We start from the raw sequence: 12,626 nt of genomic DNA, 5'->3' as shown, positions 1-12,626 counted from the left end.
ATGCTGCCGCGCCGCCAGGTCAAGAATCCGCACGCCGAAGCCGAACAGTTCCGGCGCCGTGCGGCGTTGGGCTTCTTCGGCGTGCTGGTCTGCCTGCTGGGCCTGGGCGGCTGGTACTTCAAGCTGCAGGTGCTGGACCACGACATCTACGCCACCCGATCCGAAGCCAACCGCATCAAGCCGCGGCCGGTGGTGCCCGGGCGCGGCATGATCTATGACCGCAATGGTCGGTTGCTGGCCGAGAACGTGCCGGCGTTCCGCCTGGATGTGACCCCGGACAAGGTCAAGGACATGGACGCCACCCTGGAAGGACTGGCGAAGATCATCCAGATCAGTCCGGAAGAGCTGGAAGCGTTCAACAAGTCGCGCAAGGCGCGCCGCAAGTTCCTGCCGGTCACGCTGAAGCTGCGCATGAGCGATGAGGAAATGGCGCGCTTCGCGGTGGACCGCTGGCGCTTTCCCGGCGTCGAGCTGGAACCGTACCTGACCCGTCGCTATCCCTATGGCGACCTGTTCGCGCACATCATCGGCTACGTCGGCCGGGTCGACGACAAGGACCTGGAGATCCTCGGCGAGGGCAATGCCGCGCTGACCCACATCGGCAAGTCCGGCCTGGAGCGTTATTACGAGCAGGAACTGCGCGGCAAGGTCGGCTACGAGCAGGTCGAGACCAACGTGCAGGGCCGCGCGATCCGCACCATCGGCCGTGTCGCTGCGCAATCCGGCGCCGACCTGCGGCTGTCGATCGACGCCGACCTGCAGCGGGCGATGGTGGCTGCCTTCGGTGATCAGGAAGGCTCGGCCGTGGCGATGGACCCGCGTACCGGTGAAGTGCTGGCGATGGTCAGCCTGCCGTCCTACGACCCGAACCTGTTCGTCAACGGCATCTCGCATGCTGATTTCAAGGCGCTGAACGACAACCCGTCGCGCCCGCAGTTCAATCGCCTGGTACTCGGCGGCGTTGCCCCCGGTTCGACCCTGAAGCCGCTGATCGGCCTGGCCGGCCTCGATTCGGGCGTTCGCCGTCCGGAGGACAAGGTGCTGTCGACCGGCATGTTCTACCTGCCGGGCACCTCGCGTGGCTGGGGTGATTCGCATCGTGGCGGTCACGGCTGGACCGATCTGCGCAAGTCCATCGCGCAGTCGGTCAATACGTACTACTACCGGCTGGCATTGGACCTGGGCATCGAGCGGTTCGACCATTACATGGAGTACTACGGCTTCGGCCAGCCGACCGGCATCGATCTGACCGGCGAGATCTCCGGCATCCTGCCGTCGCCGGCCTACAAGCGGAAAAGCCGCAAGGAAGCCTGGTATCCCGGCGACACGGTGAACATCAGCATCGGCCAGGGCGACTGGAAGGTCACCCCGCTGCAGCTGGCCCGTGGTGTCAGCGGCCTGGCCAATGGCCAGCTGCGCACGCCGCATCTGGTGATGCAGCAGCGTGCTGGTTTCGACAGCGACTGGATGGCGGCGGAGCCCGGCCCGAGCAAGCCGGTCAGCCCCAACCCGAACAATCTTCAGGCCGTGCGCGAAGGCATGATGGCCACCATGCTTCCCGGCGGCAGCGCCGCACGCATGGCGGCCGGCGCGCCGTACACGATGGCGGGCAAGACAGGCACGGCACAGGTCGTCAGCCGCAAGGGCACGGCCGCGGTCAATCCCAGAAGCCTGCCGATGCACCTGCGCCACCGTGCGCTGTTCGTCGGCTTCGCGCCGGCCGAGCAGCCGGTAATCGCGCTGGCCATCGCCGTGGAAGGCGGCGGTTACGGCGGCGCGGCGGCCGCACCGATCGCGCGCAAGATCTTCGATGCCTGGCTGCTGGGCAAGATGCCTGAAGGCATGCAGCCGCTGGACAGCGAACGCGGCACCACCGCCATCGGCATCACCGCCTTCGACAATGAGGACGTGAACGCGCGTCCGGCCGGCGACGCCGCCGCCGCCGAGCTGGGCGAGCACCCGGTGCTGATCGGCATGCCCGCACCGGCGCCGGCACCGGTTCCGGGTTCGCCATCTGCTGCGGCGGTGCCCGTCGGTCCTCGCCCGACCGTCGCGGCGGAGGCCAGCCGATGAGCGCCTTCCTGCGCTGGGCCGGGGAAATGCTGCAGCGGTTCTTCAGCAGCCTCGACTGGTTGCTGTGCCTGGCTCTGGGCGCGCTGATGGTGATCGGCCTGGCGACGTTGAAGAGTGCTGGCGGCGATGGCCTGGTGATGGCGCAGGGCGTGCGTTTTGCCGTGGGTCTGGCGGCGATGTGGGGCATTTCGCGGGCGCCGATCCTGCGCATCCGCTCGGCCACGCCACTGATCTACGCCATCTCGATGATCCCGTTGCTGGCGGTGTTCGCGCTGGGAACGGGAAAATACGGCCGGCAGTGGCTGGACCTCAAGTTCTTCTACCTGCAGCCGGCCGAACTGCTCAAGGTCAGCCTGCCGATGATGGTGGCCTGGTACCTGCACAAGATGCCGCTGCCGCCGCGCTTCAACACGGTGCTGGTGGCGATGGTGATCATCGGTGTGCCGACCGGGCTGGTGATGCTGCAGCCGGACTTCGGCACCGGCGTGCTGATCGCCGCCAGTGGTGTGTTCGTGCTGCTGCTGGCGGGCCTGCCGTGGTGGTGGGTGGGGCTGGGCGTGGGCGGTGTGGCAGCGGTGGCGCCGGTCGCCTGGTTCTGGTTGCTGCGGCCGTACCAGAAGGACCGCATCATGATGTTCCTCGACCCGGAAATGGATGCGCTGGGCGCGGGCTGGAACATCATCCAGTCGAAGATCGCCATTGGTTCCGGCGGTTTCGACGGCAAGGGCTGGGGCGAAGGCTCGCAGTCGCACCTGAATTTCATTCCCGAGCAGACCACCGACTTCGCGTTCTCGGTGCTGAGCGAGGAGTTCGGCTGGATCGGCGTGGCGCTGGTGCTGACGTTGTACCTGGTGGTGATCGGGCGCTGCCTGTGGATCGCCAGCCAGTCGCGCGATTCGTACTCGCGCCTGCTGGCCGGTGCCACGGGTCTGGCGTTCTTCGTCTATGTGCTGGTGAACGGCGGGATGATTTCCGGCCTGCTGCCGGTGGTGGGTGTGCCGATGCCGTTGATCAGTTACGGCGGTACGTCGGCGGTGTCGCTGCTGGCGGGGTTCGGGTTGGTGATGGCGGTGCGTCGTCACAATCCGGTGCATGGCGGTTACGGGTAGTTTCCAGCCATCGGCGCAGCCCCTCGTGGGTGGTTGCTGAAGGCAACAGCCGTGGTTGGCCGGGCGGGGTGGATTCGCGGGGGACGCCGTGAACCCATCCCTGGGGGCTTGGCCGCGGCATCCATGCCGCGGACACCCCCGCGAACCCACCCCGCCCGGCCTCTGACAGTTTCCTGCGGTGGCCACCCACGCAAAGAGAAATAAAGCAGAGCAGAAGCGGGTCGCTTCGCTCTTTGTAGTGCCGAGCCATGCTCGGCTCTTCAGGAATGCACGCGTCACGCGGCCTGCAGCTGCACATCCACATATTCCGACAGGCCTCGGCAGGCCAGCAGCAGGCCTTCGCGGGCGTCGTCGGGCAGATGCTGCGTGTCGTCGCCGTCCACGCGCATGCGTTCGCTGGCGTGCAGCAGTTCCAGCAGGAAGGTCAGCCCGGCATTGGCGCGGTCGATGCGTGCCATCGCCATGCGCTGCGCTTGCGTTCGCCCTTTGCTCGGCCACGGCTGGCCATCTGCCGCTTCCACCTGGCGGATGCGCTGCAGGCAGTCCAGCAGGGTAGGGCCGCCGGGCGCGTTGGCGGCCTGCGTTGCAGTGAGCGTGGTTTCCAGCGCGCGGGCGATGTCATGCGGCAGCTGGTGAGCAGCCTCGCCCAGCGTGGCGAACAGGTATGGGTAGGTGGAAGCGGACATGGCGGGGTCCTCGTGCGGTCGGCAAGGGCCACCCCGCGTGGAGGCGAGGGTGGCAGGCGATGCGTGGCTCCAATACCGGTGATAGACGCTGGAACGCCGGCGGGCACGAGGCCCTCCACGCACCGCCCGCCAAAGACGCACGGACGGATTGCCAGCCGACGCCGCTCAACAAGGAAAAAGCGACGCCGGCTGGCAAGCGTAAACAACGCATCTATCAAACGGGATTGGAGTCCCGTGCCACCCGTTGTCGGTGGCCGCACATGATGTGCACGGGGCCCTTGCGGCTCCAATCAGAATTGTTTGAAACCCGAAAAATCCGGGCGCCCAAGGCAGTTGTCGCCGAAGGAGTCGATAGCGTCAAACAGCGCTGACAGCTTCGCGAAAGCGCCGGTTGCTACCGTGCCGCGGGTGAAATGGAAACGAATGCTTGGTGGCTGCCGTGAGGCGCTGCGCACGATCGATCTGCCGTTGCTGATCGCGTTGTTGATCCTGATGGGCGCAGGCCTGGCGGTGCTGCACAGCGTGAACGGGCCGGTGCACGGGCAGGCGATGCGCTTTGCCGGTGGCCTGGCAGCGATGTGGCTGCTGTCGCGGGTTTCGCTGCTGCGCCTGCGCGCGTGGACGCCGGCGATCTATGCACTGTCGATGCTGCCGCTGATGGCGGTGTACGTGATCGGCACCGGCAAATACGGGCAGCGCTGGCTCAACCTCGGCGTGTTCTACCTGCAGCCTTCGGAACTGCTCAAGCTCAGCCTGCCGTTGATGATGGCCTGGTATCTGCACCGCCAGCCGCTGCCGCCATCGCCGCGCACGGTGCTGACGGCCGCAGTACTGATCGGGGTGCCAGCGCTGCTGATCCTGATGCAGCCCAATCTCGGCACTGCCACCCTGGTCACCGCCAGCGGCGTGTTCGCCCTGCTGCTGGCGGGCCTGCAGTGGCGCTGGGTGGCGGCCGGACTGGGCGCGGTGTCGGTGGCTGCGCCGTTGGCCTGGTTCGGGCTGCTGCGGCAATACCAGAAGAATCGCGTGCTGACCTTCCTGGATCCGGCTGCCGATCCGTTGGGCACCGGCTGGAACATCCTGCAGTCGCGCATCGCCATCGGCTCGGGTGGCATGCAGGGGCGCGGCTGGGGCCACGGCACACAGGCCACGCTGGATTTCCTGCCCGAGTACACCACCGATTTCGCGTTCTCGGTGCTTGCCGAGGAATTCGGCTGGATTGGCGTGGTGGTGGTGTTCGCGCTGTATCTGTTCGTGGTCGGGCGTTGCCTGTCGATCGCGGTGCAGGCACGCGACACGCACGCGCGGTTGTTGGCTGGGAGCCTCGGCCTGGCGTTCTTCGTGTACGTGCTGGTCAACGGCGGGATGATTTCCGGATTGCTGCCGGTGGTGGGCATTCCGATGCCGTTGATCAGTTATGGCGGCACCTCGGCGGTGTCGTTGCTGGCGGGGATCGGGCTGGTGATGGCGGTGCGGGGGCATCGGCCGGTGCACGCGTAGGTTTCCAGCCAACGGCGCAGCCCCTCGTGGGTGGGGGCGGGTGGGTCGTGGAAAGCTGGATTGCTGAGGGCTGGCCGGGCGGGTGGATAGTGCGGGGACGCCGTGAACCCATCCTTGGGGGCTTGGCCGCGGCATCCATGCCGCGGACACCCCGCACTATCCACCCGCCCGGCCGCTGACAGGTTCCTGCAGCGTCCACCCACGCAAGAAGAAAAAAAGATCAAAAGCAAAAGCAGCATGGCCGGTTGCCCACGCTTCCTGTAGAGCCGAGCCCACGCTCGGCTCAGAGCGAAGCGACCCGCTGTTGCTCTTCGCTCTTCTTTTTTCTCTTTGCGTGGGTGGAAGCTGCAGGAACCTGTCCGTGGCCGGGTAGATGGGCTGCGCAGGGGTGTCTGCGGCATGGATGCCGCGGACAAGCCCCCAAGGATGGGTTCACGGCGTCCCCTGCGCAGCCCATCTACCCGGCCAACCCTCATGAATCGCTTTGCGCCCACCCACGAGGGGCTGCGCCGTTGGCCGACCTTCGCCGCCGATGCGCGCATGAATCTGCGCAAGCGCATTTCTGTAATCGTTCCCACAACGCCGCACAGCAGCATCGCCGCTGACGAAGTTCCATTAAAAGTGGGCGCCAATTCACATTTTGACGCCGCGTTGATCCTGATCAATGGACTTGTCGCAATCGGCCTGCACAATGGCGGCCCGTTCGGCATGGCGCGCCGTCTTTGATGCAGCGCGAGGGGCGTCGGATGGGAAAGCAGTACTGATCCAACGGGTACAGGGAGCGCGGAGCACTGCCACTGGGGAGCGGCAGCCGCGCAGGTACCGACCGGGTCCGGCGGCCGGTTGCGTCTGCGGGGATGGGGACGCAACCGGCAACCTCTGCCTGAATGGGGCAGGTCAATCACAACGTCTTCACATTTCGCGCTGAACGCGTGCAAATCGTTGTGATTCATGGTGTTAGGGGTTTTAATTCATCCATGACCTGCTAACCTGCGGTGATGATTCGACGTTCTCTGGCCTGCATGCTCACCCTCGGCCTGGTCGCCTGCGCGACCCAGCCGACGTCCCCACCGACTTCGCCACAGGCCAGCAGTACGCCGCGCCACCCGGCGGCCAAGCCCCACGGCCCGGCCGAGGCCGCGCCGGAAGCGACCGCGGCCACGGCAGCACCGGTCGATCTCACCCCGGTGCCCTTCGAGACCGCGCGCGCCAGATTCATTGCCGACACCGCCAAGCGCTACGGCCTCAAGCCCGACGAGATCCGCAACGTGCTCGACCAGGCGCAGGTGCGCCAGCCGATCATCGCCGCCATGTCGCGGCCGGCCGAACGGGTCAAGCCGTGGAACGAATACCGGCCGATGTTCATCAGCAAGGCACGCATCGATGGCGGCAAGGCGTTTCTTGCCCAGCATCGCGCCGAACTGGACCGTGTGCAGCAGCGCACCGGCGTACCGGCGGAAGTGATCGTGGCGATCATCGGCGTGGAAACCAGCTACGGCAAGAATGCCGGCAGCCATCGCGTGCTCGATGCGCTGTACACCCTGGCCTTCTATTACCCGCGCAGTGGCGACCCGGCCAAGCTGGAGCGCGAAGTGCGCCGCGAGCTGTTCTTCCGCGATGAACTGGCCAAGCTGTTCGAGCTGGGTCGCGAGGAAAAGCTGGACATCACCACGCTCAAGGGCAGCTATGCCGGTGCGATGGGCATGGGCCAGTTCATGCCCTCCAGCTACCTGGATTACGCCGTGGACGGCAATGGCGATGGTCGTCGTGACCTGTTCACCAGCTACGACGACGTGTTCTCGTCCATCGCCAACTACTTCGTGAAGAAGGGCGGCTGGGTGCGCGGCGGCCAGGTTGCCGTGCCGGCCACGCTCGCCGCCGGCCGCGAGGAGTTCAACCCGACCGAGTGGATGCCCACCTGGTCGCTGGCCGACCTGGCCCAGCGCGGCTACCAGCCCAGCGCGCCGGTGCAGCCCGGTGCCGCTGCTACCCCGATCACCCTTGAAGGCAGCACCGGCAAGCAGTACTGGCTGGGCTTCCAGAACTACTACGCAATCACCCGCTACAACCTCTCGAAGATGTACGCGATGGCCGTGTTCCAGTTGTCGCAGGCCATTGCCGGACAGGAGCTGCCCCCGGCATGAACATCAGATGGCTGGTCCCTGGATTGATCGTCCTCGCGCTGGCCGCCTGCAGCAGCGCGCCGAAAAAGCCGGCGACCGCCGGCCACGGTGGCAAGCCGTCCGGCACGGTTGTGCAGGGCAAGGGCGGGCGTCCGGCGCATTGTCCGGAGGGCTCGCCGTACGCGGCGGCCACCGAGGACCTGTCCACCCGTGGCAACTACACCGCCGGTGGCCTGTACAAGCCCGGCGTGAAAGACACCACGCCCAGTTACGTGCCCAACGTGGCCTGTATTCCCGAGCCGGTGGTGACCAATGAGGATCGCTCGGCGATCGGCAACAAGTCGCCCTACGTGGTGCTGGGCAAGCAGTACAAGGTGCTCGACGACACCCGCAACTACGTTGAACGCGGCACCGCTTCGTACTACGGCGCCAAGTTCCATGGCCGCCTGACCTCCAACCGCGAGGTCTACGACATGTACCAGTTCACCGCTGCGCACAAGACCCTGCCGCTGCCCAGCTTCGCCCGCGTGACCAACCTGGACAACGGCGAATCGGTGATCGTGCGCGTCAATGATCGTGGCCCGTTCCACGATGGCCGCGTGGTCGATCTCAGTTACGCCGCCGCTGTGCGCCTGGGCATCACCCAGCGCGGTACCGGCAACGTGGAAGTGCGCGCAGTGCAGCCGGGTGAAACCAACCTGATGGCGCAGAAGCCGTCGCGCCGCGAACGCCGTGCTGCTGAAGCGGCTACGGCTACCGCTGCCGTTGCCAGCGCACGCCCCGCACCCGCCGCACGTGCGGTTGCCGACAGCGACATCGATCGACTGGTCAAGCGCCTGCCGGCCGACGCCGCGCCCGAGCGCGGCCAGCCGGCTACCACCCAGGCCGCTGTCAGCACGATGCCGGAAGTGGCGGTCAGCAGCCTGCCGCCCAGCGCACCCGCATCGCGTCCGGCAGCGCCGGTCGTGGCCACCGCCATGCCGCGCAGCCCGGCCCCGGCCAGCAGCCCCAGCCTGTCGCAGAAGGTGGTGGGCGCGGTGATGCTGCAGGTCGCCAGCTTCTCCAACCGCGACAACGCCAACCGGGCGATGGGCCAGCTCAACGCTGCCGGCATCGTCGGTGCCACCATCAGCGACATCGCTGCCGGTGGTCGTACCCTGTGGCGCCTGCGGGTACCCGCCAGCGACCATGCCAGCGCGGCGGAACTTGCCGGGCGCATCTCGGGTCTGGGCTTTGGCTCGCCACAGATCGTCAAGGACTGATTCCGCCCGGGCCGGTGCTGCCGGCCCTTGCCACCTCGGCCTTACAATGGCCACCTCGCCCCATCCTTCATTTTCCGGCCGTCCCCTGGAGCCTGCTGTCCCATGAATTTCCGTTCCGCCGCCACTGCCCTGGCCGCCACCCTGGTGGTGGGCCTGGCCTCCGCCCAGACGCCGCTGCCGACCCCGGCCACCCCGGCGCCTGCCGCCGCTGCTGCCCCCGCCACCGTGGCCACGCCGCCGGCGCCTGCACCCAGCGTTTCCAAGGCCTGGGTGCTGATGGACTACGCCACCGGCCAGGTGCTGGCAGGCGAGAACATCAACGAACAGCTGGCCCCGGCCAGCATCACCAAGGTGATGACGTCGTACGTGATCGCCGCCGAGGTCAAGAACGGCAAGGTCCGTCCCGATGACCAGGTGATGATGAGCGAACGCGCCTGGCGCGAAGGTGGTGCCGGCACCGACGGCAGCTACAGCGGCTTCCCGGTCAACCAGACCGCGCGCCTGGAAGACATGGAAAAGGGCATGGCGATCCAGTCCGGCAATGACGCCGCGATCGCCCTGGCCGAGCACGTGGCCGGCAGCGAAGAAGCCTTCGCTTCGCTGATGAACAGCTACGCCGCCAAGATCGGCATGAAGAACTCGCACTTCGTGAACGCCCACGGCCTGACCGCCCCGGGCCATCACAGCAGCGCCTACGACCTGGCCCTGCTGGGCCGCGCGATGGTGCGCGACTACCCGGAAACCTACGCGTACAACAAGATCAAGGAATTCCAGGTCGGCACCATCAAGCAGCCCAACCGCAATCTGCTGTTGTGGCGCGATGGCAGCGTGGACGGCATCAAGACCGGCCACACCTCCGAGGCCGGCTACTGCCTGATGAGCTCGGCCCAGCGCGGTGACCAGCGCCTGGTCGCGGTGGTGCTGGGCGGCGCGTCGGAAAAGCAGCGCGCCGATGACAGCCTGGCCCTGTTGAACTGGGGCTTCCGCTTCTTCGAGACCCACCGCCTGTACGAGCCGGGCAAGGCCGTGGCCGAGCACAAGGTATGGAAGGGCACCACTGACAAGGTGCAGCTGGGCGTGGCGCAGCCGATGCTGGTCAGCGTGCCGCGCGGTCGCTACAACGACCTGAAGCCGAGCATCGACGTGCCCAAGACCCTGGAAGCGCCGTTCACCGCTGGCCAGCAGATCGGCACCGTCAAGGTCACCCTGGATGGCAAGCTGGTGGCCGAAGCGCCGCTGGTGGCTGTGGCCGCCGTCGAGCAGGCCGGCTTCTTCAAGCGCCTGTGGGACAGCTTCTGGATGTGGTGGGAATCGGAATGATCCGCAGCCTGCTGCGGTGAATGGAAAAGGCCGGCGAATGCCGGCCTTTTTCGTAGGGTTCCGCCGGGCATGGCCCGGCGCTACCGATGATCGGGTAGCGCCGGGCCATGCCCGGCGGACGCAGCCCCTCGCTTACAGCGAGCGATTCAATCCGGTGTGCCGACCAACGGTCGGCACCTACCCGCTTCACCATCAGCCCCTCGCTTACAGCGAGCGGCTGATGGTGAAGCTGCCGAACACCGGGGCTTCGCGCTGGCCATTGAACTCGCGGGTGCTGTGGTAGCGGGCTACCGCGAATTTCCAGCGGCCGCGCATCACTGCCACGCCGTAACCGCCGTAGGCGACCACGTGGCGCTTGTCCACGCTGTGGCTGTTGCGGAACGTGTTGCCGTCCAGGGTGATATCGCGGATCACCCACGCCGCATCGGTGGTGGCGAACATGTGCCACGACCAGCCACTGGGCTTGCCACCCCGGGTCGGCGCGGTGTTCTCGCCGGCCGGGCGCAGCGGGGTGCTGCCGAAATCGTCGGGAAGCTTCCAGCCGAAACGCACTTCGCCGCCGACGTTGGCCTTGGTTTCCAGGTTGCCGATCGAGCCGCCGTAATGGCTGATCGCATCCCAGCCCCAGCCGTCGGCATTGATGCTGGCATCGCCCGGCCAGCGGCGCATGCGCTCGTGGGTCAGCATGAACACCGGTTCGTTGTGCAGCTGGTTGTCCCAGCCCTGGAATTTCTCATCACCCAGCACGTCGTGCACCGCGTTCTGCACCTGCCGGCCCTGCGCCCACGGGCCCACCACGCCCAGGGTCAGCTGGGTGGTCTGCAGGTGGTCGCCGCTGCGTGCGTTGTAGCCGAAGCTGGCCACCAGCACGCCCGCATACGGGCGGTCGTCTTCGATCAGGTCCTTCCGGGTGAAATCGGTGGGGGTGAAGATGCCCTGGGCCAGGCTGAAGATCATGTTCTGCTGTTCGAACCTGCCCGGGTGCAGTGCCTCCAGGTGGCTGTTCACCCAGCGCGCCAGGCGCGGCAGGCACGGGTCGTCGGTGTAATCGACCAGATTGGGCGAGACCAGGGTCAGCTGGGCGCCGTTGGTATAGCCCTGGTCCTGGTGGCGGCCGCCGAACAGGTCGTTGTCGACGCGGAAATTGACCTGCGGCGGATGCTCGCGCATCGCGTCCGGGCCGCATTGCTCGGCTGCGTAGGCGGAAAGGGGGAGGGCGGTGGCCAGCAGGCCGGACAATCCAAAGGATGCGAGGTAGCGCATGGATGGGATGATCATCGGGAAGGGGGCTTTTGTCTGTCGTTTTATGCAACGACACGGTACTCCCGGCGCTGTGATGGAACGAGCGCGCTGGGATCACTTGTCTGTTCCGAAAACAACATTGTCTGATCGATACAATCGGTTACCGCAGGTGAAGCCGCAGCGATGGGGCAGGGGCCCTGGGAGGTGGGTCCCAGCCTGAATGGATGTTCAGCTGCAACGCAGCGGCCCGCCCGCAGTGCCGCCGGCTTACATGAATACTCTTGGGTTTGTTGCCCTGCGGCCCGATAATGGGCGCATGGAAATCAAGTCCGACAACCCCGAACACGGCTTCCAGTTCCCCGGTCAGTTCGAGCTCAGCGCGATGGGCCCGGCCAACCGCGGCCTGGAGCATGAACTCCCCCGCCTGCTGCTGGCTGCTGGCGTTGACGTGGTGAACGAGCGCATCAGCTGGAAGCATTCGTCCAACGGCAAGTACGTCTCGGTGCGCCTGGTCTTCCGGGCCGAGAACCGTGAACAGTACGACGTGGCCCACCAGGCCCTGCGCGACCACCCGGAAGTGAAGTGGACGGTGTAGCCGTCAGCTGTCCTGCCGAAGCGGCTGCCCCCGAGGCGCGCCCGCCGCGCCCGGCGGTAGTGCGTGACCTGGGGCGCCAGGCCTACGAGCCGGTCTGGCACGCCATGCAGCGTTTCACCGACCAGCGCGACGATGACACGCTGGACGAGCTGTGGGTGGTCGAGCACGATCCGGTGTTCACCCTGGGCCAGGCCGGCAAGGTCGAACACGTGCTGGCGCCGGGTGAGATCCCGGTGGTCCACGTCGATCGCGGTGGCCAGGTGACCTACCACGGCCCCGGCCAGATCGTGATCTATCCGCTGCTGCGGCTGCCGCGGCTGGGCATCGGCGTGCGCGACTACGTATGCCGCATCGAGCAGGCCATCATCGATACCCTGGCGGAATGGAACATCGGTGCCGAACGGCTCGATGGCGCCCCGGGCGTCTACGTCGGCGGCGCCAAGATCGCCGCGCTCGGCATCCGCGTGCGGCGCGGCTGCACCTTCCACGGCCTGGCCTTCAACGTGGCCATGGACCTCGATCCTTTCCACCGCATCAACCCCTGTGGTTACGAGGGGTTGCAGGTGACCACGGTGCTAGACTTGGGCGGTCCGTCCGGGATGGACGCCGTCAAGCCGGTGCTGCTGGACCACCTGGCCCGCCAGTTCGGCCTGCTGCTGCAGCCCGTGCCTGAACTGCCTGATCTCTCTGCGGCCGCCTGACCGCCCCCGGAAACG

At 66.8% G+C, this 12,626-nt stretch carries 11 protein-coding genes; 9 read left to right on the top strand and 2 right to left on the bottom strand.

The window, feature by feature from the left end; translation table 11 throughout:
* Both mrdA and rodA (CR918_RS16025) read left to right on the top strand, forming a co-directional pair.
* Positions 1 to 2,073: a penicillin-binding protein 2 gene (mrdA, locus tag CR918_RS16030; RefSeq protein ID WP_099843699.1), complete on the top strand. Its 2,073-nt coding sequence runs from the start codon at positions 1 to 3 to the stop codon at positions 2,071 to 2,073.
* A complete protein-coding gene (gene rodA, locus CR918_RS16025; protein ID WP_025877247.1) occupies positions 2,070 to 3,182 on the top strand; it encodes a rod shape-determining protein RodA in 1,113 nt (370 codons plus the stop codon). The genes mrdA and rodA (CR918_RS16025) overlap by 4 nt, the downstream gene beginning before the upstream one ends.
* 275 nt (positions 3,183 to 3,457) lie before the next feature.
* Here the strand turns inward: rodA (CR918_RS16025) and CR918_RS16020 are convergent, their stop codons facing one another.
* Positions 3,458 to 3,868 carry a hypothetical protein gene (locus CR918_RS16020; RefSeq protein ID WP_099843697.1) on the bottom strand — a complete coding sequence of 137 codons (411 nt, stop codon included), beginning with the start codon at positions 3,866 to 3,868 and terminating at the stop codon, positions 3,458 to 3,460.
* Between the two features lie 423 nt (positions 3,869 to 4,291).
* Here CR918_RS16020 and rodA (CR918_RS16015) point away from each other — a divergent pair, with 423 nt between their 5' ends.
* From rodA (CR918_RS16015) to CR918_RS15995, 5 genes are all read left to right on the top strand, one after another.
* Positions 4,292 to 5,368: a rod shape-determining protein RodA gene (gene rodA, locus CR918_RS16015; RefSeq protein ID WP_189487016.1), complete on the top strand. Its 1,077-nt coding sequence runs from the start codon at positions 4,292 to 4,294 to the stop codon at positions 5,366 to 5,368.
* Between the two features lie 474 nt (positions 5,369 to 5,842).
* On the top strand, positions 5,843 to 6,094 hold the full coding sequence (locus CR918_RS16010; protein WP_025878710.1) for a hypothetical protein: 252 nt from the start codon (positions 5,843 to 5,845) through the stop codon (positions 6,092 to 6,094).
* Positions 6,095 to 6,366: 272 nt separating this feature from the next.
* Positions 6,367 to 7,512, top strand: a complete 1,146-nt coding sequence (mltB, locus tag CR918_RS16005; protein WP_099843695.1) for a lytic murein transglycosylase B — start codon at positions 6,367 to 6,369, stop codon at positions 7,510 to 7,512.
* Positions 7,509 to 8,753, top strand: a complete 1,245-nt coding sequence (locus CR918_RS16000; RefSeq protein WP_099785426.1) for a septal ring lytic transglycosylase RlpA family protein — start codon at positions 7,509 to 7,511, stop codon at positions 8,751 to 8,753. The genes mltB and CR918_RS16000 overlap by 4 nt, the downstream gene beginning before the upstream one ends.
* A 102-nt stretch (positions 8,754 to 8,855) precedes the next feature.
* Entirely contained in the window at positions 8,856 to 10,073 is a 1,218-nt protein-coding gene (locus CR918_RS15995; protein WP_032975369.1) for a D-alanyl-D-alanine carboxypeptidase family protein, read from the top strand.
* A 204-nt stretch (positions 10,074 to 10,277) separates the two neighbouring features.
* Here the strand turns inward: CR918_RS15995 and CR918_RS15990 are convergent, their stop codons facing one another.
* On the bottom strand, positions 10,278 to 11,336 hold the full coding sequence (locus CR918_RS15990) for a lipid A deacylase LpxR family protein (protein ID WP_373695685.1): 1,059 nt from the start codon (positions 11,334 to 11,336) through the stop codon (positions 10,278 to 10,280).
* A 295-nt stretch (positions 11,337 to 11,631) separates the two neighbouring features.
* Here CR918_RS15990 and CR918_RS15985 point away from each other — a divergent pair, with 295 nt between their 5' ends.
* Together CR918_RS15985 and lipB are read left to right on the top strand one after the other, a co-directional pair.
* Complete coding sequence (locus CR918_RS15985; protein ID WP_032975372.1) at positions 11,632 to 11,910, top strand: YbeD family protein; 279 nt, start codon at positions 11,632 to 11,634, stop codon at positions 11,908 to 11,910.
* Between the two features lie 59 nt (positions 11,911 to 11,969).
* The gene (lipB, locus tag CR918_RS15980) at positions 11,970 to 12,611 is read left to right on the top strand and encodes a lipoyl(octanoyl) transferase LipB (RefSeq protein WP_243379176.1); all 642 of its coding nucleotides are present in this window, start codon (positions 11,970 to 11,972) and stop codon (positions 12,609 to 12,611) included.
* Positions 12,612 to 12,626: the final 15 nt, after the last annotated feature.

The organism is Stenotrophomonas indicatrix (assembly GCF_002750975.1).
GTDB classification, from domain to species: Bacteria; Pseudomonadota; Gammaproteobacteria; order Xanthomonadales; family Xanthomonadaceae; genus Stenotrophomonas; species Stenotrophomonas indicatrix.
The sequence above is the reverse complement of the archived record's forward strand: the minus strand, read 5'-3'. Positions and strand labels throughout refer to the sequence as shown.

Coding starts and splice junctions, on each gene's coding strand:
- rodA (WP_189487016.1), top strand. CDS start 4,292: ATGCTTGGTGGCTGCCGTGAGGCGCTGCGCACGATCGATCTGCCGTTG.
- CR918_RS15990 (WP_373695685.1), bottom strand. CDS start 11,336: ATGCGCTACCTCGCATCCTTTGGATTGTCCGGCCTGCTGGCCACCGCC.
- CR918_RS16000 (WP_099785426.1), top strand. CDS start 7,509: ATGAACATCAGATGGCTGGTCCCTGGATTGATCGTCCTCGCGCTGGCC.
- CR918_RS16010 (WP_025878710.1), top strand. CDS start 5,843: ATGAATCGCTTTGCGCCCACCCACGAGGGGCTGCGCCGTTGGCCGACC.
- CR918_RS16020 (WP_099843697.1), bottom strand. CDS start 3,868: ATGTCCGCTTCCACCTACCCATACCTGTTCGCCACGCTGGGCGAGGCT.
- mltB (WP_099843695.1), top strand. CDS start 6,367: ATGATTCGACGTTCTCTGGCCTGCATGCTCACCCTCGGCCTGGTCGCC.
- mrdA (WP_099843699.1), top strand. CDS start 1: ATGCTGCCGCGCCGCCAGGTCAAGAATCCGCACGCCGAAGCCGAACAG.
- rodA (WP_025877247.1), top strand. CDS start 2,070: ATGAGCGCCTTCCTGCGCTGGGCCGGGGAAATGCTGCAGCGGTTCTTC.
- CR918_RS15985 (WP_032975372.1), top strand. CDS start 11,632: ATGGAAATCAAGTCCGACAACCCCGAACACGGCTTCCAGTTCCCCGGT.
- CR918_RS15995 (WP_032975369.1), top strand. CDS start 8,856: ATGAATTTCCGTTCCGCCGCCACTGCCCTGGCCGCCACCCTGGTGGTG.